Source organism: Streptomyces sp. BK340, assembly GCF_007827595.1.
In the GTDB taxonomy this organism is placed as follows: Bacteria; Actinomycetota; Actinomycetes; order Streptomycetales; family Streptomycetaceae; genus Streptomyces.
In genome coordinates this window covers 132750-152833 of record NZ_VISR01000001.1, presented here as the reverse complement: position 1 = coordinate 152833, position 20084 = coordinate 132750, and the positions used below count along the sequence as shown (strand labels likewise).

At 71.4% G+C, this 20084-nt stretch carries 20 protein-coding genes and 2 pseudogenes; 15 read left to right on the top strand and 7 right to left on the bottom strand.

Annotated elements, in window-relative coordinates; genetic code table 11:
* Positions 1-57: 57 nt before the first annotated feature.
* Together FB157_RS00760 and FB157_RS00755 are read right to left on the bottom strand one after the other, a co-directional pair.
* Entirely contained in the window at positions 58-288 is a 231-nt protein-coding gene (locus FB157_RS00760) for a response regulator transcription factor (protein ID WP_145874883.1), read from the bottom strand.
* A gap of 136 nt (positions 289-424) precedes the next feature.
* A pseudogene (locus tag FB157_RS00755) lies at positions 425-933 on the bottom strand (hypothetical protein).
* A 138-nt stretch (positions 934-1071) separates the two neighbouring features.
* Between FB157_RS00755 and FB157_RS00750 the strand changes: the two are divergent.
* Together FB157_RS00750 and FB157_RS00745 are read left to right on the top strand one after the other, a co-directional pair.
* Positions 1072-1629, top strand: a complete 558-nt coding sequence (locus tag FB157_RS00750) for a SigE family RNA polymerase sigma factor (RefSeq protein ID WP_145874881.1) — start codon at positions 1072-1074, stop codon at positions 1627-1629.
* Entirely contained in the window at positions 1626-2837 is a 1212-nt protein-coding gene (locus FB157_RS00745) for a PD40 domain-containing protein (RefSeq protein ID WP_145874879.1), read from the top strand. Before FB157_RS00750 ends, FB157_RS00745 begins: the two co-directional genes overlap by 4 nt.
* Here the strand turns inward: FB157_RS00745 and dapA are convergent.
* Positions 2824-3720: a 4-hydroxy-tetrahydrodipicolinate synthase gene (gene dapA / locus FB157_RS00740; protein WP_145874877.1), complete on the bottom strand. Its 897-nt coding sequence runs from the start codon at positions 3718-3720 to the stop codon at positions 2824-2826. The genes FB157_RS00745 and dapA overlap by 14 nt on opposite strands.
* 161 nt (positions 3721-3881) lie before the next feature.
* Here dapA and FB157_RS47040 point away from each other — a divergent pair, with 161 nt between their 5' ends.
* The 5 genes from FB157_RS47040 to FB157_RS00720 all read left to right on the top strand — a co-directional run bounded on the left by FB157_RS47040 (position 3882) and on the right by FB157_RS00720 (position 6569).
* Complete coding sequence (locus FB157_RS47040) at positions 3882-4034, top strand: hypothetical protein (RefSeq protein ID WP_186581322.1); 153 nt, start codon at positions 3882-3884, stop codon at positions 4032-4034.
* On the top strand, positions 4031-4729 hold the full coding sequence (locus tag FB157_RS00735; protein ID WP_145874876.1) for a hypothetical protein: 699 nt from the start codon (positions 4031-4033) through the stop codon (positions 4727-4729). Before FB157_RS47040 ends, FB157_RS00735 begins: the two co-directional genes overlap by 4 nt.
* An 87-nt stretch (positions 4730-4816) precedes the next feature.
* Complete coding sequence (locus FB157_RS00730) at positions 4817-5107, top strand: DUF3618 domain-containing protein (RefSeq protein WP_145874874.1); 291 nt, start codon at positions 4817-4819, stop codon at positions 5105-5107.
* A gap of 98 nt (positions 5108-5205) precedes the next feature.
* On the top strand, positions 5206-5814 hold the full coding sequence (locus FB157_RS00725) for a winged helix-turn-helix domain-containing protein (RefSeq protein WP_145874872.1): 609 nt from the start codon (positions 5206-5208) through the stop codon (positions 5812-5814).
* A 17-nt stretch (positions 5815-5831) separates the two neighbouring features.
* Positions 5832-6569, top strand: coding sequence for an SRPBCC domain-containing protein (locus FB157_RS00720; RefSeq protein ID WP_145874870.1), 738 nt, complete (start codon positions 5832-5834; stop codon positions 6567-6569).
* Between the two features lie 15 nt (positions 6570-6584).
* Here FB157_RS00720 and FB157_RS00715 read toward each other — a convergent pair whose 3' ends face one another.
* A complete protein-coding gene (locus FB157_RS00715) occupies positions 6585-8411 on the bottom strand; it encodes an endonuclease/exonuclease/phosphatase family protein (RefSeq protein ID WP_145874868.1) in 1827 nt (608 codons plus the stop codon).
* A gap of 266 nt (positions 8412-8677) precedes the next feature.
* Between FB157_RS00715 and FB157_RS00710 the strand changes: the two genes are divergently transcribed.
* The 8 genes and pseudogenes from FB157_RS00710 to FB157_RS00675 all read left to right on the top strand — a co-directional run bounded on the left by FB157_RS00710 (position 8678) and on the right by FB157_RS00675 (position 16855).
* A complete protein-coding gene (locus FB157_RS00710; protein ID WP_145874866.1) occupies positions 8678-10105 on the top strand; it encodes a hypothetical protein in 1428 nt (475 codons plus the stop codon).
* Between the two features lie 223 nt (positions 10106-10328).
* On the top strand, positions 10329-11777 hold the full coding sequence (locus tag FB157_RS00705) for an alkaline phosphatase PhoX (protein ID WP_145874864.1): 1449 nt from the start codon (positions 10329-10331) through the stop codon (positions 11775-11777).
* A 76-nt stretch (positions 11778-11853) separates the two neighbouring features.
* A complete protein-coding gene (locus tag FB157_RS00700) occupies positions 11854-12990 on the top strand; it encodes an LAGLIDADG family homing endonuclease (RefSeq protein ID WP_145874862.1) in 1137 nt (378 codons plus the stop codon).
* 5 nt (positions 12991-12995) lie between these two features.
* Positions 12996-13739: pseudogene (locus tag FB157_RS00695) on the top strand (TROVE domain-containing protein); the annotation flags it as partial.
* A gap of 88 nt (positions 13740-13827) precedes the next feature.
* Positions 13828-14475: a GntR family transcriptional regulator gene (locus FB157_RS00690; protein ID WP_145874860.1), complete on the top strand. Its 648-nt coding sequence runs from the start codon at positions 13828-13830 to the stop codon at positions 14473-14475.
* A gap of 13 nt (positions 14476-14488) precedes the next feature.
* Complete coding sequence (locus FB157_RS00685) at positions 14489-15496, top strand: 1-aminocyclopropane-1-carboxylate deaminase (protein WP_145874858.1); 1008 nt, start codon at positions 14489-14491, stop codon at positions 15494-15496.
* A gap of 68 nt (positions 15497-15564) precedes the next feature.
* A complete protein-coding gene (locus tag FB157_RS00680; RefSeq protein ID WP_145874857.1) occupies positions 15565-16203 on the top strand; it encodes a 2'-5' RNA ligase family protein in 639 nt (212 codons plus the stop codon).
* A 73-nt stretch (positions 16204-16276) separates the two neighbouring features.
* Positions 16277-16855 carry a TetR/AcrR family transcriptional regulator gene (locus tag FB157_RS00675; protein WP_145874855.1) on the top strand — a complete coding sequence of 193 codons (579 nt, stop codon included), beginning with the start codon at positions 16277-16279 and terminating at the stop codon, positions 16853-16855.
* 54 nt (positions 16856-16909) lie between these two features.
* On the opposite strand, the gene FB157_RS00670 is transcribed toward FB157_RS00675, so the two are convergent.
* The 3 genes from FB157_RS00670 to FB157_RS00660 form a co-directional block, all read right to left on the bottom strand.
* On the bottom strand, positions 16910-18097 hold the full coding sequence (locus FB157_RS00670; protein WP_145874854.1) for a TerD family protein: 1188 nt from the start codon (positions 18095-18097) through the stop codon (positions 16910-16912).
* 65 nt (positions 18098-18162) lie between these two features.
* Positions 18163-19299: a KamA family radical SAM protein gene (locus FB157_RS00665; RefSeq protein ID WP_145874852.1), complete on the bottom strand. Its 1137-nt coding sequence runs from the start codon at positions 19297-19299 to the stop codon at positions 18163-18165.
* On the bottom strand, positions 19289-20071 hold the full coding sequence (locus FB157_RS00660; RefSeq protein WP_145874850.1) for a DUF6338 family protein: 783 nt from the start codon (positions 20069-20071) through the stop codon (positions 19289-19291). The genes FB157_RS00665 and FB157_RS00660 overlap by 11 nt, the downstream gene beginning before the upstream one ends.
* Between the last annotated feature and the right edge of the window lie 13 nt (positions 20072-20084).

Here is a 20084-nt window from a genome sequence, read left to right as displayed (position 1 = left end):
CAGGAACGGGAGACGGCGGCCGCGGATGCGGCCGCCGTCGCTGTTCGTGTGTGTCCGTCACAGGCCCATGGAGATCGCCAGCCGGGTCAGCTCGGCCGTGCTGTTGATGTCGAGCTTGGCCCGGATGCGGCGCAGGTAGGCGTCGACCGTGTGCTTGGAGAGTCCCATGTGGCGGGCGGTCTGCAGGTAGGTGCGGCCGGCCGCGATGTGCCGCAGGGTCTCCCGCTCACGCGGAGCCAGCTCGGGGGCGGGGGCTTCGGCGATGGTCGTGGTGAGAGTGGGGCTCATGGGATTTCCTTCGGCGGGTCGACTCGGTCGTCGCTGCTCGCGTCCTCGGAAGCAGTGGGCAATTGTCCGAATCTCGGCTTTTCGCCCTCTTTCTTCGAGTTTGGGATGGTGACGTCATGGCCGTGTCCGCCGACTGTCACAGCCGTGTCACGAGCCCGCCCAGAGCGTTTGCCAGCGCCGTGAAGTCCTCCTCGCGCAGTCCGAGCCGCGGATCGACGTGGTGCAGCAGCGCAGGTCCGGGGTGGTGGGCCGCCGTGTAGGCGGTGTCCTCCGGGCTCTGCTCGTCGTCCACCCAGACGAAGGGGCGCCCCGCCGCGTACGCCACGATCGCCGCCGTCTTCCAGTGGACCCCGTCCGGCCGCTCGGCGAACAGATCGGCGCCGAAGTCGACGTACGGCAGCTCGGGCAGGCCGACGACCGGCGCGATCCAGCGGTTGGCCTCCGCCATCCAGGCCGTCGCCCAGCACAGGCCGTAGCCGAGCGACAGCAGCGCCGGGCCGTGGGACGGGTTCAGCCAGATCCGCGGGGGGTGGCCCGGGCGCAGGGACGCCCTGATCGTCGTGTATCCCCGGGGCGGCGTTCCGGCTTGGCCGCGTACGGGTTGAGGGGGCCGTCGACGTCCAGGAACAGCAGGGGGCGGGTCATGGGGGCACCGTACGGCGGCGGGGCCGGGTGATCTTCTGATTTTTCTGGGGCGGGCAGGCATAGCGGCGGGCCGCCCCGCACGTCACATGGGGTACAGGGTCCGGACAGCAGGTCGGCCCGGGGGAAGAGAAGGTGACGATGGATGCCCAAGCGCAGGAGAGTTTTCGACAGTTCGTGGCCGGCAGGTCCTCGGCGCTGCTGAAGACGGCCGTCCTGCTGAGCGGCGGCGATCAGCACGCGGCGGAGGATCTGCTGCAGAACGCGCTGGTCAAGGCGGCCGGGCGGTGGCAGCGGATCGACGAACCGGAGGCGTACGTACGGCGGATCCTCTACCGGCAGCAGGTCAGCCGCTGGCGGCTGAAGTGGCGGCGCCGGGAGGTCACGGTCGCCGAGCTGCCGGAGGCCGCCGCGGCCCCGGACGCGTCCGGCACCGCCGAGCTGCGGCTCGTGCTGCGCACCGCCCTGTCCCGGCTCACCGCCCGCCAGCGCACCGTGCTGGTGCTGCGCTACTTCGAGGACCTGCCCGAGGCCGACGTGGCCCGGCTGCTCGGCTGCTCCGTCGGCACCGTACGGTCCACCACCCACCGCTCCCTGGCCCGGCTGCGCACCCTCGCGCCCGAGCTGGCCGCGCTCGGCCCGGACGGCGACGACCAGCGGCCGTCCCGTGACTTCTCGCCCGTGGAGGTGCGTCCGTGAACGTCGAAGAACTGGTGCGCGACTCCCTGAAGGAGATGGCGGGACGGACGCAGCCCGCGTCCGCGAACCTCGCCGACCGGGTGTTCGTGCTGCGCCGCACGCGTCGTACCCGCCGGATCGCCGTGGTCGCCGCGTCCGCCGCGGCCGTGGTCGCCGTCGCCGTGGGTGTGCCGCTGCTGGACGCCGGCGGCCGGGACGTACGGCCCGCGGCCGTCTCCGACGGCCGGGTCGTGGCCCACCCCGACCAGTCGCCGCCGCGCGACCTGATCGGCGCCGGGGACACCGTCATGGCCGGGTACCGCACGGTGAAGACCGTGAAGCTGGCGAACAAGGACTGGATCTACACCCCGACCTACCGGCTGCTGGATCCCGGGTCCGGCACCTACAAGAAGGACGACCGCTGGTCCTTCGTGACCGTCGCGCCGGGCGCGCGCACGGCCGCCGTGCTGGAGCGCGAGCTGCCCGCCACCCGGGTGGGGCTGCTCGACCTGGCCAGCGGCGAGGTCAAGCGGTGGATCCCGGTGCCACAGGGGGCCGGCGGAGCCGCATTCTCGCCGGACGGGACCAAGCTGGCCGTCACCACCTACGCCAAGAACCCCGACCGCGCCTTCTGGAGCGCCAAGGTCGACGTCAACAACAAGATGGAGCCGCAAGGGGTGCCCAGCCGGACCGGGTTCACCCTGATCGACGTCGCCTCGGGTACGGGTCGGTGGCACAAGCTGCCCTTCTGGAAGGACAAATATGGGATGGGCGACAACGCACGCACGGATCTGGAGTTCAGTCACGACGGGAAGTACCTCTGGGAACCCATGAGCCAGAAGCCGTTCCGCCAGTACCACGCCTTCGACGGCACCGACGTCCGGACGCCCGCAGCGGAGAAGTACGTGTCGCCCTACGTCGACGCCGGCCTCTCGCCCGACGGGAAGTACGCGGCTGGTGACTTCGCCGGGCACGGCAAGGTGATCGCCTCCGCCATCGTCGACCCCGTCACCGGCAAGATGATCACCAAGGTTCCCGGTCAGCAGCTGCTGGCCTGGGCCGACGGCAAGCGGCTGATCGCCTGGGGCATCGGCGGCGACGGCAACGAGTTCCACCAGCGGCTGGTCCTCGTCACCGTGGGCAGCGACAAGGTGCAGCCGATCAGCGGCTTCCGCTCGCCGAAGTTCGAGGGCGCCGGCCGCTGGGAACCGCTGTTCACGACCCGCTGACCAGTTCCTCGTACCGTGCCAGCAGCCCGTCGGCCGTCTCCCGGCCGGCGGGCAGCAGCGGTGCCCGCACCGGGCCCGCGGGCAGGCCGAGTTCACCGAGGAGCGCCTTGGCGGTGACCGTGCCGGGCAGGCCCGCGCCCATCATCGCCTCGATCAACGGCATGGCCCGCAGCTGGAGTTCGGTCGCGCGGGCCGTGTCGCCCGCGTCGAACGCGTCGAGGACGGCCGCGATGTGGCCGGGCACGGCGTTGGCGACCGTGCTCACGCACCCGGCCGCACCCACCGCGTACAGCGCGAGGACGTGCTCGTCGCAGCCCGCGTAGTACGCCAGCTCCGTCTGCGCCAGCACCATCTGGGTGCCGAGGAAGTCGTAGGAGCAGTCCTTGACCGCCACGATCCGCGGATGCCCCGCGAGACGGATCATCGTCTCCGGCTCGATCCGGGTGCCCGTGCGGCCCGGGATGTCGTAGAGCATCACCGGCAGCCCGCTCGCGTCGGCGACCTGGCGGAAGTGCGCCTCCAGCGCCTCCTGCGGCGGCCTGCTGTAGTACGGCGTCACCACCAGCACGCCGTCCGCGCCCGCCTTCTCGGCGGCCAGGGCCAGCTCGATCGTGTGCCGGGTGTCGGCGGTGCCGACACCGGCGACCAGCGAGATGCCGTCGCCGGCCGCCTCCCGCACGGCCGCGATCAGCTCCGCCTTCTCCGCGTCCGTGGTGGTCGGCGACTCGCCCGTGGTGCCGTTAAGCACCAGACCGTCGCAGCCCTCGGCCACCAGCCGGCCGGCCAGCCGCCGCGCCCCCTCCACGTCGAGCGTGCCCGCCTCGGTGAACGGGGTGATCATCGCGCAGAGCGTGCGTCCGAAGGGTCGGCCTCGATTCGTCATGGGAGTAGTCTCGGCGGGGCGACGGTGAAGCTCTACTTAATTCTCCTACGAGATATCGCTAAGCAATGCTGATGGATCGGAGAGGTGGGCGGTCGAAGTCCCTATGGGCAATTCGGTCCTCCATGCGTCACCATGGGCCGGGACGGTCATCGATGTCGGTCATGGGAGGCACCATGAAGCTCGGCAAGGCACTGGCCACCGGGGTCGCCGAAGAGCGGCCGCTCGTCCACGAGGAGGAGCCCCCGCTCCCCGAGGAGACCACCCTCAGCGCACCGGCCGAGCCGGACCGCGAAGAGGTACCGGCGGCCCGATGAGGCTGCGGCTCCCGGCCGAACGCCCGACGGAGCCGCCGACCGGATACAAGATCGCCCGCCCGGTGCTGTCCCAGGACGGCACCCGGGCCGGGTTCACCGGCGTGTCGCTGGGCAGCGCGCTGCCGTACGGCGTGCTCGACGACGCCTCCTGCGTCTATGGGCGCAGACACCGCGCACCCGCGCGGCTGTGCGACTGCGGCTTCCACTGCGTGCACGACCGGGCGGCCGCCGAGGCCCTGCTGTGCGCGGCGGAACACCGGGCCGCCGTCCTGCTGGAAGTCTCCGTGCTCGGCTCGTACATCCGCTTCGAGCGCGGCTTCCGCTACGCCCGCCAACGGGTGCGCACGGCGACCGTCGGTCCCTGCGCCTGCGGTGTCACCGCGGTCGCGCTCGCCGCCGACGACGAGTGGGGCAGGCCCGGCTGGCGGGGTCTCGCCCCCGCGTGCGCCGGCTGTGTACGGGGGCGCACCTCCGTCTCGCTCGCCGGATTCGCCCGGCTGGCCGGGGAGGGGCTGCGGGTGCTGGCGGGCGGTGCCGGTACGGCGGCTCCGGACACCGGGTTGACGGCCGACGGCGAACTGGGCGTGCCCGAACTCGTCGCGGAGGCAGCCCTGTTGCAGGCCCGGCTCGACTGGTTCCAGGCCCAACTCGCACGGCTCGGCAACCGCGGGGCCCGGGGAGCGGAGTACGACTGACGGTCTTCGGTGGGGGTACTCGGGTGTTTCGCAGGGAGAGGATGCGGAACTGCCTGCCGGCGATGTGATCAGGGAAAGGGCACACCGATGAAGCACAACATCCCGCACGGCTCGGGCGCCAAGGGCCCCGACGAGCTGCGGCACCAGTTCGAACAGACCCGCAGCCGGCTCGGCCACAGCGTCGCCCAGTGGAAGGACAGGGCCGACGTGAAGGGCCGGGCGTCCACCCGGGCCGCCGACCTGAGGGACAAGGCCGGCGCCATGACCGTCCAGTTGCGTACGAGCGCCGCCGCACACCCGGGCCCCCTGCTGATCGCGGGCGCGGCGGGCGCCGCCGCCCTGGCCACGGCAGGCGTGCTGCGTCGTCGGCACCACTGACCGCGCCCCGCCCACGGCGGCGCGAGGGTTCCGTGCACCCTCTCACCGAAAACTCTGCCCACCTGGACAAAAAAAGTTTTCGGTGGGAGGGTGGGCCCATGCTGGACGTGACCGTGATCGAGGACCCCGAGGCGGCGGCCGTATCGCTCGACCCGATACGAGCCCGGCTGCTCGCCGAGCTGGCCGCCGGACCCGCGTCGGCGGCGATGCTGGCCGGGAAGGTCGGACTGCCCCGGCAGAAGGTGAACTACCACCTCAAGGCGCTGGAGCGGCACGGCCTGGTCGAGCTGGCCGGGGAGCGCCGCAAGGGCAATGTCACCGAGCGGCTGATGCGCGCGACCGCCGCGTCGTACGTCATCTCGCCCGCCGCGCTCGCCCCCGTGCAGCCGGACCCGGAGCGCTTCCGGGACCAGCTCTCCGCGCGCTGGCTGCTGGCGCTCGGCGCCCGCCTGGTGCGGGACGTCGGCGCGCTGATCACCGGCGCCGAAAGGGCCCGCAAACGGCTGGCGACCTACGCCCTGGACGGCGAGGTCCGCTTCGCCTCCGCCGCCGACCGCGCGGCCTTCGTGCAGGAGCTGACGGCGGGCGTGAGCGCCCTGATCCGCAAGTACGACGCCCCCGACGCCGGGGGCGGCCGCGACCACCGGATCGTCGTCGCCCTCCACCCCACGGTCAAGGACCAGCCGACCCCCGAACCGGATCGGTAAGCAGCAGGAGCCCCACCATGTCCAAGGAATTCGAGATCGTCCGCGAGTTCGAGGTCGACGTCCCGCCCGAGAAGGTGTGGGAGGCGATCACCACCGGCACGGGCGGCTACCTCTGGCCGATGGACCCGCCCGAGCCCCGGGTGGGCGGCAGCGGCCCCTTCGGGTCCACCGTCACCGCCTGGGATCCGCCCCACCACTACACGAACCGCAGTGAGGACGTCGGCTTCCCGGTCCAGTCGGCCAACCAGCTCGACTACACCATCGAGCCCCGGGACGAAGGCCGCCGCGCCTGGGTGCGCTACGTGCACAGCGGCATCTTCACCGACGACTGGAACAACCAGTACGACGGCGCGAGCAAGCACACCAACTTCTACCTGCACACCCTGTGCGAGTACCTCACGCACTTCGCGCCCCGCCCGGTCGCCTTCGCCCAGCTGCAGGGGCCCGCGGCCTCGCAGTCCCCGCGGGCGCTCGCCGCCGTCGGACACGCGCTCGGCCTGGCGGACGAGACGGCCGCGGGCACGAAGGTCGGCATCCAGGGGCCCGGCGGGCAGACCCTGGACGCCGTACTCGACTACCGCAACCCGTACTTCATCGGGCTGCGCACCGACAACGCCCTCATCCGTTTCTTCGGACGCGGCCACTGGGGCGCGCCGCTCGGCATCAGCATCCACGACTTCGCGCCGGACGCCGACGCCCGGGCGAACGAGACCGCCTGGCAGGACTGGCTGAACGGCGTGTTCGGCCAGTCCTGAGGCCCCCGGACCGGGTTACGGGCGGAACCGCAGCACCTGCGGGTCGTGGTCGGAGATCTGGTCGTTGAACTCCGAGTTGATGTGCACGCTGTCGTACTCGAAGTCGCAGCCGCGCCGGATCGACGGGCTGATCAGGATCTGGTCCAGGACCTGCTGGTTGCCCTGGTAGTCGTAGGTGTAACGCTCGCTCCGCGGCAGCGACTTGATCGCCGACCACAGCTCGCCGTCACCCTCGAGGATCTTCGCGGTCTCGGAGAACTCGAAGTCGTTCATGTCGCCGAGCGCGATGACGTTCGCGTTCTTCTGCACGGACAGGATGTCCTTGACGAACGCGTTCACCTCGGTCGCCTGCGCGTGGCGCTGGATCTCCGAGCTGCGCACCGGCGGCTGGTACTGCGAGGTCAGGCCCTGGTCGCCACCCTTGGAGTTGAGGTGGTTGGCGATCACGAACACGGTCTTGCCGCGGAAGACGAACTCGCCGGCCAGCGGCTTGCGGCTGCTGTTCCAGGCCGCGTTGGCCGGGTCGATGCGACCCGGGGAGGCCGTCAGCTGGGCCTTGCCGTTCACCTTGGTGACGCCGACGGCGGTGGTGGAGTCGCCGCCCGCGCGGTCCACGAAGGACACCCGCTCGGGGTTGAACAGGAACACCTGGCGGATGTTGCCGCCGGGCTCGCCGCCGTCCTGGTCGTTGACCGGGTTGATCGAGCGCCAGTCGTACTTCGGGCCGCCCGCCGCGACGATCGCGTCGATCAGCTTGTTCACGGTCTGGCTCGCGTCGACCGTGCCGTCGTCCTTGGCGCCGTTGTTGTCCTGGATCTCCTCCAGGGACACGACGTCGGGCGACTGCAGGTTGTTCACGATCGCGGCGGCGTGCTTGTCGAAGGTGGCGTCCGACGGGTCGAGGTTCTCGACGTTGTAGGTCGCCACCGCCAGCTCGCGGTGCGACTGCTTCTGCGTGGTCTCGCGCTCAAGGCCGCCGCTCTCCAGCGTGCCGAGCTTGCTCGCGACCAGGGTGTAGCCGCCGAACTGGTTGAAGTCCAGCGGGCCGGTGGTGGCGCCCTCCAGGGTGTCGCCGACGTTCGCCTTGGGGAAGTCGGCGGTCGGGCCCAGCGACTGGATCTGCAGCCGGCCGGTGTTCTGGGAGGCGTAGGAGCCGTAGACCGTGCCGCCGCGGCGGTTGTGGTGCTCCCACGGCTTCACCGTGACCCACAGCTCGCTGTACGGATCGGTCGCGGTGACCACGCGGGTGTCCTCGACCTGGACGTTCATGCCCTCGAGGGACTCGTAGTAGTCCAGGGCGTACGCCGACGGGTCGAGGGTCAGGCCGTTGATCGAGCCGGCGGCGGCGGTGTCGCCCTGCGGGGCGTACACGTCCGGCACCGAGTCCTCGTCGACCACGACCGGCGCGGGAACCGCGTTGCCCGTGGAGACGGTGGTGACCGTCGGCTTGGTGATCTCCGTCACCGACTGGTTGCCCGAGGAGGCACCGCCCGGGACGTACTCGGAGACCGTGCCGGTCACCGTGACCGAGTCGCCGACGGCGACCTTCGGCGTGGAGCTGGTGAAGACGAACACGCCCTCACTGGTGGCCGGGTTGTCGTCCGGGGTCGGGTCCTGGATCCAGAAACCTCTGGAGGAGCCGTAGGTGCGCGTGGCCGTGACGATGCCGGGCACGTCCGTGACCTTCTGGCCCGCGAACGGCGATATCCGGGTGCTGCCCTGGATGTCGTGGATGCGCACCGAGTCGGCGTGCGCGGGCGAGGTGAGGACGACGGCCGACGCGGCGGAACAGACGGCGGCGACGGTGAGCGCGGCGAGGCGCGCGGAAGACCTGCTCGGCAAGGGAATCCCTCCGGGGGCGTACATGAGCGCCGGGACGAGGTGGTGACGGAAGCGTGCGAGGCATGTAGCCCTGCGTGACACGCGTAGAGCAGAGTGAACAGTTGTCCCCCCAACTTCTACGCGCGTCAATCTCCTGCCTGCGCCCGGGAGTTGTCAAGGTTTCGGCCACGTACGAGATCTGACGGAGACATGAACCGGGCGGCATGGGTGGAAATCCGTCTAGGCTGAGCGGCCGAGTCATTTCACGGCCCGAGGAGAACCAGCCGATGTCAGACAGCTCCCCCCTGCCGCCCGTACGGCTGCACCCCGAAGCGGAGCTGGCGCGCGCCGCGCTGTCCACGCCGTTGCTCTCCCGCGCCGCCCGCCTCGCCCGCTGGGCCGGACCCGACACCCGGGTGGACGCCGGCGGCGGGCTGGTGGAGGAACAGCTTCCGGCCGCCGCCGAGCTGCTCGGGCTGAGCGGGGACGACGCCGCCGCGTACGCCAGCGAGGCCTGGCGGGTGGCCGTGGACGCCGGACTGGTCGAGATCACCGACGAGGAAGCCGGGACCGTGGCGGCCGGGGAGGAGCTGGCGCTGCTCACCGGAGGCTCCCCGCACGACGTGCTCACCGTCTGGCTCTCCGCCCTGGAGACCGTCGTCGCCGACGCGAGCGTGCCCGACCTGGACGGTCTGGTCGACGCGATGGACGAGGGCGGCGAGGTCGATTTCTCGTCACTCGACTGGGACCCGGAGGCCGAGGCGGAGTTCCTCGACGGCGTCCTCGGCAACCTCTACCTGCTGACCGTCAGTGAGGACGGCTCCGGCGGCGCCCCGGTGCCGCTGCCCGCCCTCGCCGCCTCGATGATCGTCCCGAGCGACATGGGCGAGCCCACCAATGACGTCCTGGAACAGGTCTCCGACGCGATGATGCGCCTCGACGACCAGTTCCGGCTGCTGGAGCCGGTCGGTCTGGTCGAGTACCAGCCGGTGGACGAGACGCTGATGGCCGACGGGGAGGAAGAGCCCGCGGCCCCGGTGGACGACACCGACGTCTCCCGCTACGGCATGGTCCGGCTGACCCCGCTCGGCGCCTACGGGCTGCGGGCGCGGCTGCTGGAGGCCGGGTTCGAGGCGCCCGCGGTCGGTGAACTCGCCGACAAGGGCGCCGACGTGCTGCTCGACGGCACCGCCCACTTCGGGCCGTCCGCCGCCCAGGCCGAGACCGAGGAGTGGGTGGCCGGACGGGAACCGCTCGCCGCGGCACGGGAGTTGCTGGCCGCGGCCCGGGGCGCCGACGCAGGGGCGCCGTTGCGCAGACTGCGCTGCCAGCAGGCGCTGTCCCTCGTCGGCCTGGAGGCCGAGGCCGCGCTGCGGGAGGTGCTGGACGATCCCGAGCTGGGCGGGCTCGCCCGGGTGTGGCTGAGCGAGCGCGGCGCCTCCGACGTGCCCGCGCCCTCGCAGGAGCTGGTGTTCTGGCTGACCGTCGACACCCTGGCCGCGCAGCTCCAGGCCGAGGGGAACTCGGAGGAACTGCGCGCGCTGGTGGAGGGGCTGGCCGAACAGCACAGCGGGTTCTTCGCGGCGGCCTGGCGCGTGGAGCACCCCGCCACCGCCGACGTGCTGGAGGCGATGGGACGGCTGCACCCGGACAAGAAGGTGGCGAAGGAGGCGCGCAAGGCGGCCTTCAAGGCACGGTCGGCACAAGGGGGTTGAGCGTCCCCGCCGATCGCTGTCGCGGCGGAGAAGGGCTGGTGGCACCGGGGAAGAACGTGACCGGTGTTTTGGCGGGCCATGGGTCTGTGCATACGGATTCATGGAACAGGGGTCTCTGAAGCAGCCCGGTGTTCAACCGCCGTTCAAAAGACGGCGGGAGCGTGAGCGCCGCAACGAGGCCGCCCCCCCTCCACCCGGCACGCCCACCGTCACAGGAGACACCATGTCGCTCAGCCGTAGGGACTTCGCCAGGAAATCCGCGATCACCGGTGCCGGAGTCGCACTGGCGGGCAGCGTCGGCGCCCTCGCCACCGCCCCGAACGCCCTCGCCGCCACGGACGACGTCGAGACCGTGGACGGCGAGTCGGCGCACGGACACCACGGCGTCGGCTACGGCCCGCTGATCCCGGACCCGGACGGCATCCTCGCGCTGCCCGAGGGCTTCACGTACCGGGTCATCACCTACAGCGGCAGGACCAGGCTGGAGTCGGGCGAGTTCACCCCGTCCAACCACGACGGCACCTCCACCTTCGACGGTCCCCGCGGCGCCACCCTCCTCGTCAACAACCACGAGCTGAAGGGCCCGCGCACCGGCTGGAAGTACCCGGTCCCGCTCACCGAGGGCCTCGTCTACGACCCCGCCGCCTCCGGTGGCTGCACGGTGGTCGAGGTGCGCCGCGACCACGTCGCCGAGTGGGTCGGCATCGCCGGCACCTCCACCAACTGCGCGGGCGGCAACACCCCGTGGGGCACCTGGCTGACCTGCGAGGAGACCGAGGACAAGGCCGGCCAGAACGGCATGACCAAGGACCACGGCTACGTCTTCGAGGTCGACCCCGAGGACCGCCGGGCCAACCGCGACCCCAAGCCCGTCAAGGCGCTCGGCCGCTACGCCCACGAGGCCGTCGTCGTCGACCCCAAGCGCGGCCACCTGTACCTCACCGAGGACGCGGCCGGCCCCAACGGCCTGCTCTACCGCTGGACCCCGCCGGAGGGCTACCGCCACGGCCGTGGCAAGCTGCGCACCCTCGCCGACGACGCCGGTGTCCTGCAGGCCTTCAAGTGCTTCGACTCCGGCGGCAAGTTCATCGACGACCTCTCCCGCGCGACGAAGATCGGCACCGTCTACGGCGTCGACTGGGTGGACGTCCCGGACCGTGACGCGCGGACGACCTCCGTCCGCAAGCAGTTCACCGAGGGCCAGGTCACCCGCGCCCGCAAGCTGGAGGGCATGTGGTGGGGTGACGGCGGCACCTACATCGTCTCCTCCTACGCCCGCACCGAGAGCCCCGTCCAGCACGACGGCGCCGTCTGGTTCTACGACCCGAAGCGCCGCACCCTGACCCTCAAGGTCCTCCTCGGCGTCAACCCCGACCCGTCCGCCGACAACGGCAACTTCGACGGCCCCGACAACATCACCGTCTCCCCGTACGGCGGACTGGTCATCGCCGAGGACGGCGAGGGTGTCCAGCACCTGTTCGGCGCCACCGAGAGCGGCCGCACCTACCCGATCGCCCGCAACGACCTGAACATCGGCACCGCGGAGAAGCCCGAGTACAGCGAGTTCACCGGCGTCACCTTCTCGCCCGACGGCCGCACCCTGTTCGCCAACATCCAGGAGCCCGGCATCATGCTCGCCATCACGGGGCCCTGGAAGCGGCAGCAGCGTTAAGAACGCCGAGCCACTCGAACGGGTGAGGCTGTCCGATTCGGCAGTCGGCCGGTGGGCCTGGACATACGGTTCACTTATGTCCAACTTTGAGGGGCTCGCCGAGGGAACCCCGGTCTGGCTGCCGGATGGCACAGTCGTGCCTGTGGAGCGTGTCGTCACGGAAAAGCTTCCGGTACTCGCGTTCGACAAGGAGTGGGACCTTCGGGAAGCCAAGCCCGGGCGCCCGTATCCGCCTCGGGACAATACTGTCGGCAACCTGGTTCCTGTCCTCCCCGTGCGCTGGATCAGTAACGGCACCCAGCCCGTCTTCGCCGTACGGCTCGCTTCAGGCCGGATGATCGAAGCCACAGCAAACCATCGGTGGGCGGTGCGGAGTCGTGAGGGCTCGCGCCGCCCGACGTGGAAGGCGACGACACACCTGGTGCCGGGATGTGCCGTCCCCGCGCCGCTGACTGCGGACTTCTTCGGGGCTCTCGGTGACGAGTGGGATGGTTGGTTCGTCGGTTCGATGCTCGGAGATGGCAACATGACCGGACGGACTCCGACCTGGGTGGGACATGACGACGGAACTCTCCAGCAGATCCGTGACTACGCCACCAAGCGCGGTTGTCAGGCCCGGGTGGAGGACAACGGCACATGGCTGCGAGTTCGTCTCACCGATCCCGAGTGGCATCGCAACGCGTTGCGCGACCTGTTGATCGAACACCAGGTATGGGGCCTGAAGGGTGAAGAGAAGCGAGTAGCGACCTTGCCGTACAGTCGCGCGTTTGTCTGCGGCCTCGTCGCCGGACTGTTCGACAGCGATGGCTCGGTGGAGGCGCGCCAAATCGAGTTCGCCAATACCTCGGAGGCTCTTGTTCGCCAGCTTGGGGACGCGCTACTTCGACTCGGTGTCCAGAGCAACATCAGCAGCAAGAGGAACAACCACAGCCCAAAGCCACTCTGGCGGCTGCGTGTAGCCGATGGGCGTTCTGTCGTGCGGTTGAGTGAAACCGTGAGGCTTCGGGCGGAGCACAAAGCTGCCGCGCTGGAGTCGTTGGCAGCACGGAGACGACCGTCCCGTCGATCCGCGACCGGTTCCCGTGGTTACGCGGATGCCATCGTGTGGGACCGGATCGTCTCCCTCTCGGCTACTGGCGTGAAGAAGGCCTACTGCGTCGAGGGCCAGCCGTCTGATCTGTGGATTGCGAACGGCGTTGTGACCGGCAATTGAGTCATCCCCTGCGTGGTGCGACGGCGCTGGTCCGTAAACGTGCGCGCCTTGAGGAGGCCGGAGTCTCCTGGGAGAACGCCGCCAAGGCCTCGGCGAAGATCAGCGACCCGGAGCAGGTGGCACGCTCGCGGCAGTTCCCCTTCCGCTACCTGGCCGCCTACCGGCACGCGCCCTCGCTGCGCTGGGCGTACCCGCTGGAGCAGGCGCTCGGCCACTCGCTGGCCCACGTGCCCGCGCTGCCGGGCCGGACGCTGGTGCTGGTCGACCGGTCGGGCTCGATGTTCTGGTCGCAGGTGTCCGAGCGCGACCGGCTCACCCGGGCCGACGCGGCGGCGATCTTCGGTACCGCGCTCGCGCTGCGGGCGGCGGACGCCGACCTGGTCGAGTTCGGCTCGACCAGCGCGCCGGTGGAGTTCCGCAAGGGCGAGTCGGTGCTGAAGATCCTGGAGCGCTTCGGCAACCTCGGTGGCACCGACACCACGGAGGCGGTGCGCCGGCACTACCGCAAGCACGACCGGGTGCTGATCGTCACCGACGAGCAGTACGCCCCGCACCAGCAGGGCGACCCGACCGCCCAGATCCCGTCCCGTGTCCCGGTCTACACCTGGAACCTGGAGGGCTACCGGGCGGGCCACGGTCCGTCGGGCACGGGCAACAGGCACACCTTCGGCGGACTTTCGGACGCGGCCTTCCGGATGGTGTCCCTGCTGGAGGACGCTCGTGATTCCCGCTGGCCGTGGCAGGCCTGACGGCGGCCGGTCCGATCGTGGCCCGCACCCCACGGGGGTGCGGGCCACACCCTTGTCTGCCCTCACACTGATATCTAACATTTCAGTTGTGGAGACCCTGCGACCCGTTCCCCGCACCCTGCTCCGGGACCGCGCCTACGCGGCGATCCGGGACGCCATCGTGGCCGGGGAGATCGAGCCCGGCGCGGTGGTGCGCGACGCCGACCTCGCCCAGCGGCTGGGGCTGTCCCGGGCGCCCGTGCGCGAGGCCTTCGCGCGGCTCGTGGACGAGGGGCTGCTGGAGAGCAAGCCGCAGAGCTACACCCGGGTCACCCCGCTCCTCGCCGCCGACGTACGGGACGCGGCGGCGGTGGTCGGTGCCATGCACGAACTGGTGACCCGGATCGCGGTACCCCGGCTGGGCCCGGCGGACCTCGACCGGATGCGTGCGGCGGGCGACCGGTTCGCCGCGGCCGTACGCGCCGGTGACGTGGACGAGGCCCTGCGTGCCGACGACGAGCTGCACGACGTCCTGGTCCGGGTCAGCGGCAACCGCGCGGCCGCCGCGACCGTCGCCCGCTACACCCCGCTCATCCGCCGCCTGGAGCGGCAGCGCTTCGGCGAGGGCGGCTCGTGCCGTTCGACCGGACTGCACGAGCGGCTGACAGAGGCCTGCGCCGACGGCGACGTCGACGGCGCGGTCCGGGTCACGGCGGACATCTGGCGCACCCTCGCAGACCTGGCCGACCCCGACTGATCCTGGAGGTCCCGTGTCCCTGTCTTCCTACGCCCGCTATCCGCTGCTCTTCGGCCCCTCGCCCGTGCACCCCCTGGAGCGCCTGACCGCCCACCTCGGCGGCGCCGCGCTGTGGGCCAAGCGGGAGGACTGCAACTCCGGGATCGCCTACGGCGGGAACAAGACCCGCAAGCTGGAGTACCTGGTCGCCGACGCGCTCGCGCAGGGCTGCGACACCCTCGTCTCGATCGGCGGGGTGCAGTCCAACCACACCCGCCAGGTCGCCGCCGTCGCGGCCCGTGCCGGGCTGGGGTGCGTGCTGGTGCAGGAGAGCTGGGTGGAGTGGCCGGACTCCGTGTACGACAAGGTCGGCAACATCCTGATCAGCCGGCTGGCCGGGGCCGAGGTGCGGCTGGTGCGGGCCGGGTTCGGGATCGGGTTCAAGGAGAGCTGGGAGCAGGCGCTGAGAGACGTGGAGGAGGCGGGCGGGAAGCCGTACGCCATCCCGGCCGGCGCCTCCGACCATCCGCTCGGCGGCCTCGGCTTCGCCCGCTGGGCCCATGAAGTCGCCGAGCAGGAGGAGGAGTCGGGCGTCTTCTTCGACACGGTGGTCGTGTGCTCGGTCACCGGCTCGACCCAGGCGGGCATGATCGCCGGATTCCGTGCCCTGGAGGAGGCGGGCGGACGGCCGCGCCGGGTGCTCGGCATCGACGCCTCGGCCGAGCCCGCCCGCACCCGCGGGCAGATCGCCCGGATCGCCGACGCCACCGGCCGACTCATCGGCGTCAAGGGAGAGTTGACCGTCGAGCTGGACGAGCGGTACCACGCGGGGACGTACGGCATCCCCGACGAGTCCACCCTGGACGCGATGCGGCTCGCCGCGCGGACCGAGGGCATGGTCACCGACCCCGTCTACGAGGGCAAGTCGATGGCCGGTCTCGTCGACCTCGTCCGGCGCGGCGAGATCGGCGCGGACTCGACGGTGCTCTACGCCCACCTGGGCGGTCAGCCCGCGCTCAACGCCTACAGCGCGCTGTTCTAGGCGGTGCACGGGGACGGCCCGGGTGCGGACGGGCAGCGGCCGGCGGTGGGCGGGGCCATGATGGCGGTGTGCCCTGCCCCTCGACGCCCGGCCCGGGCGACGCCCTCGGCCGCCTGAAGTCGGCCCCCACGCCCCGGACCGCCGTGGCCTGGCTTCCCCCGGCCGGACTGTGGCCGGCCATCCAGCGCATCCGAGCCGAGCACGACCCGCAGATCCGCCGCTGGCCGCCCCATGTGAACCTGGTCTTCGGCTTCGTACCGGAGGAGGACTTCCCGGCGGCGCTCCCGCTGCTGGCCGAGGCGGCCGCCGGATGCGAGCCCTTCGACATCCGGCTCTGCGGGGTCCGCTTCTTCCGCCACCGGTCCTACGCCACCGTGTGGCTCGACCCCGCCGCGGCCGGTGCGGCGCCCTGGACGGAGCTGCAGCGCGCGCTCGCGGAGCCCTTCCCGTACTGCGCGGACCGTTTCCCGCGTTTCACCCCGCACCTCTCGCTCGGGCGCACCCGGGCCCCGCGCGTCCTCGCGGCCGAATGCGCCGCCCGGCTCGACGTGCTGCACGCGCGCGTGGCCGAGATCGAACTGCTCTCCCGCCGTGGTGACGGCCCCATGCGGACGCGCGCCACGATCGGCCTGGGCACCGGCGGGATACGCCGCACTCCTGGACCGGACCCGGCAGACGGCGGGTACGAGCCACCGGAGCGCGCCTGACCGGACGGCGGTGCGCCCTTCGTGGTGCTCGATAATCTGCGCAGAGGATCCCCGGTCGGCAAGGAGCATCTGGATGGCGCAGGTCAGACCCATGCGTGCGGACGCCCGGCGCAACCACGAGCGGTTGCTGAGGGTGGCGGCCGAGGCCTTCGCCGAGCACGGGGAGAACGCGTCGCTGGACGACATCGCCAAGCGCGCCGGCGTCGGCTCCGGCACGCTCTACCGGCACTTCCCGACCCGGCAGGCGCTGCTGGAGGCCGCGTACGTGGACCGGATCCAGGCCATGGCGGCCCGGGCCGACGCGTACGCGGCGCACCTTCCGCCGGGCGAGGCACTGGTGGAGTGGCTCAACGAGGTGTGCGTCGGGACGATCCAGGTGCGCGGTATGAAGACGCTCCTGGGCTCGGCCGTCACCGACGGCAGCTCCGTGGCGGCCACGGCCTGCGGTACGCATCTGCACGAGGCGGTGCGGCGGCTGGTGGAGGCGGCGCAGCGGGAGGGCAGCCTGCGCGGGGATGTCGAGCCGGTCGAGGTGCTGCGGCTGGCGCACGGCGTGGCGTCGGCGTCGGAGCTGGCGAGCGGGCAGGGGGAGCAGATACGCCGCTATCTCGCGCTGCTGACGGAGGGACTGCGCCCGCGCGGGGCGGCCTGACAACCGGGCGCCCCCTGACCGACGGGGGCGCCGATGGCTGTGTCGTACGACCGCTTACAGGGCGCGGGCCCCCGGCTCGACCATGTTGCGCACCGTGCGTGCCTTCACGAAGTCACCCATCGCCGTCATGTCCCACTCACCGGAGAACTGGCGGATCAGCTTGGCCATCATGACGCCCGTCTGCGGCTCGGCGCCGGTGAGGTCGAAGCGGACCAGCTCCTCTCCCGTGGCCGCGTCCACGAGGCGGCAGTAGGCCTTGGCGACCTCCGTGAACTTCTGGCCGGAGAAGGAGTTGACCGTGAAGACCAGGCCGGTGACCTCCTGGGGGATGCGGCCGAGGTCGACCATGATCACCTCGTCGTCGCCGCCGCCCTCCCCGGTGAGGTTGTCACCGGAGTGCTTGATCGCGCCGTTCAGGATCGTCAGCTTGCCGAAGTAGCAGCTGTCGACGGCGTTGCGCTGCGGGCCGTAGGCGATGACCGAGGCGTCCAGGTCGATGTCCCTGCCGCGGAACGCGGGCTCCCAGCCGAGACCCATCTGCACCACGGAGAGCAGCGGGCGGCCGCCCTTGACCAGGGACACGGTCTGGTTCTTCTGGAGGCTGACCCGGCCCTTGTCCAGGTTGATCTTCCCGGCGCCGGCCACCGGGGCGGGCGGGGCGGGCGGTGCCGCGGGAACGGGCGGTGCGAGCGGTGCCTGCGCGGCGGGTGCCGGCGGTGCGGCCGGTGCTGCCGCCGGCGCCGCGGCGGGCTCCTCCACCGTCACACCGAAGTCCGTCGCGATACCGGCCAGGCCGTTGGCGTACCCCTGGCCGACGGCGCGGGCCTTCCACTGGCCGTTGCGCCGGTAGATCTCCACGATCACCAGCGCCGTCTCCGTGCCGAGCTGCGGCGGGGTGAACGTGGCCAGGACCGAGCCGCCGTCCGCGTCCCGGATCGTGGCCGTCGGCTCGATGCCCTGGAAGGTCTGGCCGGCCGCGTCCGGGCTGGCCGTGACCACGATCTTCTCGATGTCCGGCGGCACGGCACCGGTGTCGACCGTGATCGCGTCGGGCGCCGCGCCACCACCGGACGTGTATGTCACGCCCGGGCCGGCGGGCTGGTTGTAGAAGATGAAGTCGTCGTCGGAGCGCACCTTGCCGTCGCCGGTGAGCAGCAGGCCCGACACGTCGAGCCGCACCGGCGCGGAGACGTCCACCGTCACGCGGGCGGCCGACAGGGAGATGTTCGAGCCTGGGGTCATAGCTGTCATGCCTGAGGTAACGAGCGGAAGCGCTTTACCGTTCCCTTACCCGGCGAAGCGTCCGCTCAGTTGGCGGCGACGACCTCGTCCAGCCAGGTCAGCGGCCGCTCGGCGGGCCACGTCAGGAGCCGGTCCTGGTCGGCGGGGTCACGGGCTTCGTGATAACGGAAGACGAGGTCGTGGGCGTGGCGGCCGAGGATCTCGATCTTGCCGGTGGCGTGCGAGGCGACGAGGCGGAAGCGCTTGGCCAGGCCGTTGAGGCGCACGCGCGTGGCCGTGATGATGTCCACGGCCTCCGCGAGCGGCACGGCGTAGCGCTCGTTGCCGTGGGTCGGCCGGCACAGGAACACGTAGTAGGGCGCCAGGCCGGCCGAGGCCAGGCGGTGTTGCAGCCGGGCGAGTTCCTCGGGGTCGTCGTTGACGCCGCGCAGGAGGGGGGTCTGGTTGGTCAGGACGAGGCCCGCGTCCTGGAGCCGGGTCGTGGCGGCCAGGGCCTCGGGGGTGAGCTCCCGGCTGTGGGTGAAGTGGCACATCACATGGGTGCGGGCGTCGGCGCGGGCGGCCGAGGCGAGGGTGCCGGCCAGCTCCGGAGTGATCCGCGCGGGGTCGAAGGCGGGCACCTTGGTGCCGATGCGGATGACGTCGACGTGGGGCACGGAGCGTACCTCGGCCAGCGCCGAGGCCAGCCGGGACGGCGCGAGCATCAGGGGATCGCCGCCGGTGAGCAGGACGTTGTCGATCTCCGGATGGGCGTGGATGTAGCGCACGCCCTCGCTGATGTCGAAGGTCGTCTCGCGTTCCGCGCTGTCCAGTTCGCCCTCCGGACGCAGCTGGTGCGCGGGGTCGGTGGCGAGGGTGAAACGCTTGCGGAAGCAGAAGCGGCAGTAGGTCGCGCAGACGTCGGTGAGCAGCAGCAGGGCTGTCGGCGGGTACTTGTGCTGCAGACCGCGCACCCGGGTGTTGGCGGCCTCGTCACTCGGATCGAAGTCGAGGGTGTCGGACAGTTCCTCGACCTCCGGCATGACGATCAGCCGCAGCGGATCACGCGGATCGCTCCAGTCGATGAGGCCGGCGTAGTAGGGGGTGATACGGAACTCGAATTCGCGAACGACCGCCGCGCGCGCCCGGGCCTCGTCCGGCGGCAGGCCCTCGACCCGGGACAGGTCCCTGATCACCGTGGTCGGACGGTGCTCACGCGCCATTGCTCCCACTCCCCTGTCCGTCGCCGCCCGCCGTGATCGTGGCCGCCGGGGCCTGTGCCGGCGCGGTTCCGGAGCCGGGCCCGGACGCCGAAGCGGGTGGCGGAACACCGTTCTTCAGGACCGTGCCCCGGCTGTAGGTCACCGTCATCCACACGATGTCCCGGGCGCTCACGATCATCACGTGGGCCTCGGGCAGTGCCGTCTCCTCCGTCGCGCCGCCGGATCTCAGCCTGATCTCGCCGCGCAGCAGCAGATCACGGTCCCCGGTCTCGGCCGACAGCCGGCTGTGGCTGAGCAGCGTTCCGGCCACGTGCGAACCGTCCCGCAGCTGGCAGCCCACATAGATCCTCGAATCGACGTAGTCGTGGATACGGTGCCGGGCCGGGTACGCCTGGAAGGCCCACCACCACCCCGGCCGATCGGCACGGTCGTCGCCCCGCCGGACCACGGCGAGTCCATGGCCCAGCGCGGTCGCGAGTCCCAGGAGTCCGGCTCCCCACAGGGCCACGGACAGGGTGTTCCCGCTCAGGTGGGCGGGATCGCCACGCAGTGCCCGCACATCGGGGACGGCGTGCGGCGCGAGGTGCGCGAACAGCAGGAACGCGACGCCGACGACCCAGTCCGCCAGGACGCTCACGAGCACGATCGCGGCGGTCTCGGCCAGGGCCGAGCGATCGTAGGCCGGCACGTCACGGGCATGGCGGCGCTGGTACACGAATCCGGGGGCCAGCAACGTGAGGAACAGGGCCAGGCCGGTCAGGTTGGTCGGCATCGAATCCTCTCGG

Bases quoted from the DNA above. Each gene is read 5' to 3' on its own strand.
- FB157_RS00760 (WP_145874883.1), bottom strand. From the start codon at position 288: ATGAGCCCCACTCTCACCACGACCATCGCCGAAGCCCCCGCCCCCGAG.
- FB157_RS00750 (WP_145874881.1), top strand. From the start codon at position 1,072: ATGGATGCCCAAGCGCAGGAGAGTTTTCGACAGTTCGTGGCCGGCAGG.
- dapA (WP_145874877.1), bottom strand. From the start codon at position 3,720: ATGACGAATCGAGGCCGACCCTTCGGACGCACGCTCTGCGCGATGATC.
- FB157_RS47040 (WP_186581322.1), top strand. From the start codon at position 3,882: ATGGGAGGCACCATGAAGCTCGGCAAGGCACTGGCCACCGGGGTCGCC.
- FB157_RS00735 (WP_145874876.1), top strand. From the start codon at position 4,031: ATGAGGCTGCGGCTCCCGGCCGAACGCCCGACGGAGCCGCCGACCGGA.
- FB157_RS00730 (WP_145874874.1), top strand. From the start codon at position 4,817: ATGAAGCACAACATCCCGCACGGCTCGGGCGCCAAGGGCCCCGACGAG.
- FB157_RS00725 (WP_145874872.1), top strand. From the start codon at position 5,206: ATGCTGGACGTGACCGTGATCGAGGACCCCGAGGCGGCGGCCGTATCG.
- FB157_RS00720 (WP_145874870.1), top strand. From the start codon at position 5,832: ATGTCCAAGGAATTCGAGATCGTCCGCGAGTTCGAGGTCGACGTCCCG.
- FB157_RS00710 (WP_145874866.1), top strand. From the start codon at position 8,678: ATGTCAGACAGCTCCCCCCTGCCGCCCGTACGGCTGCACCCCGAAGCG.
- FB157_RS00705 (WP_145874864.1), top strand. From the start codon at position 10,329: ATGTCGCTCAGCCGTAGGGACTTCGCCAGGAAATCCGCGATCACCGGT.
- FB157_RS00700 (WP_145874862.1), top strand. From the start codon at position 11,854: ATGTCCAACTTTGAGGGGCTCGCCGAGGGAACCCCGGTCTGGCTGCCG.
- FB157_RS00675 (WP_145874855.1), top strand. From the start codon at position 16,277: ATGGCGCAGGTCAGACCCATGCGTGCGGACGCCCGGCGCAACCACGAG.
- FB157_RS00670 (WP_145874854.1), bottom strand. From the start codon at position 18,097: ATGACCCCAGGCTCGAACATCTCCCTGTCGGCCGCCCGCGTGACGGTG.
- FB157_RS00665 (WP_145874852.1), bottom strand. From the start codon at position 19,299: ATGGCGCGTGAGCACCGTCCGACCACGGTGATCAGGGACCTGTCCCGG.
- FB157_RS00660 (WP_145874850.1), bottom strand. From the start codon at position 20,071: ATGCCGACCAACCTGACCGGCCTGGCCCTGTTCCTCACGTTGCTGGCC.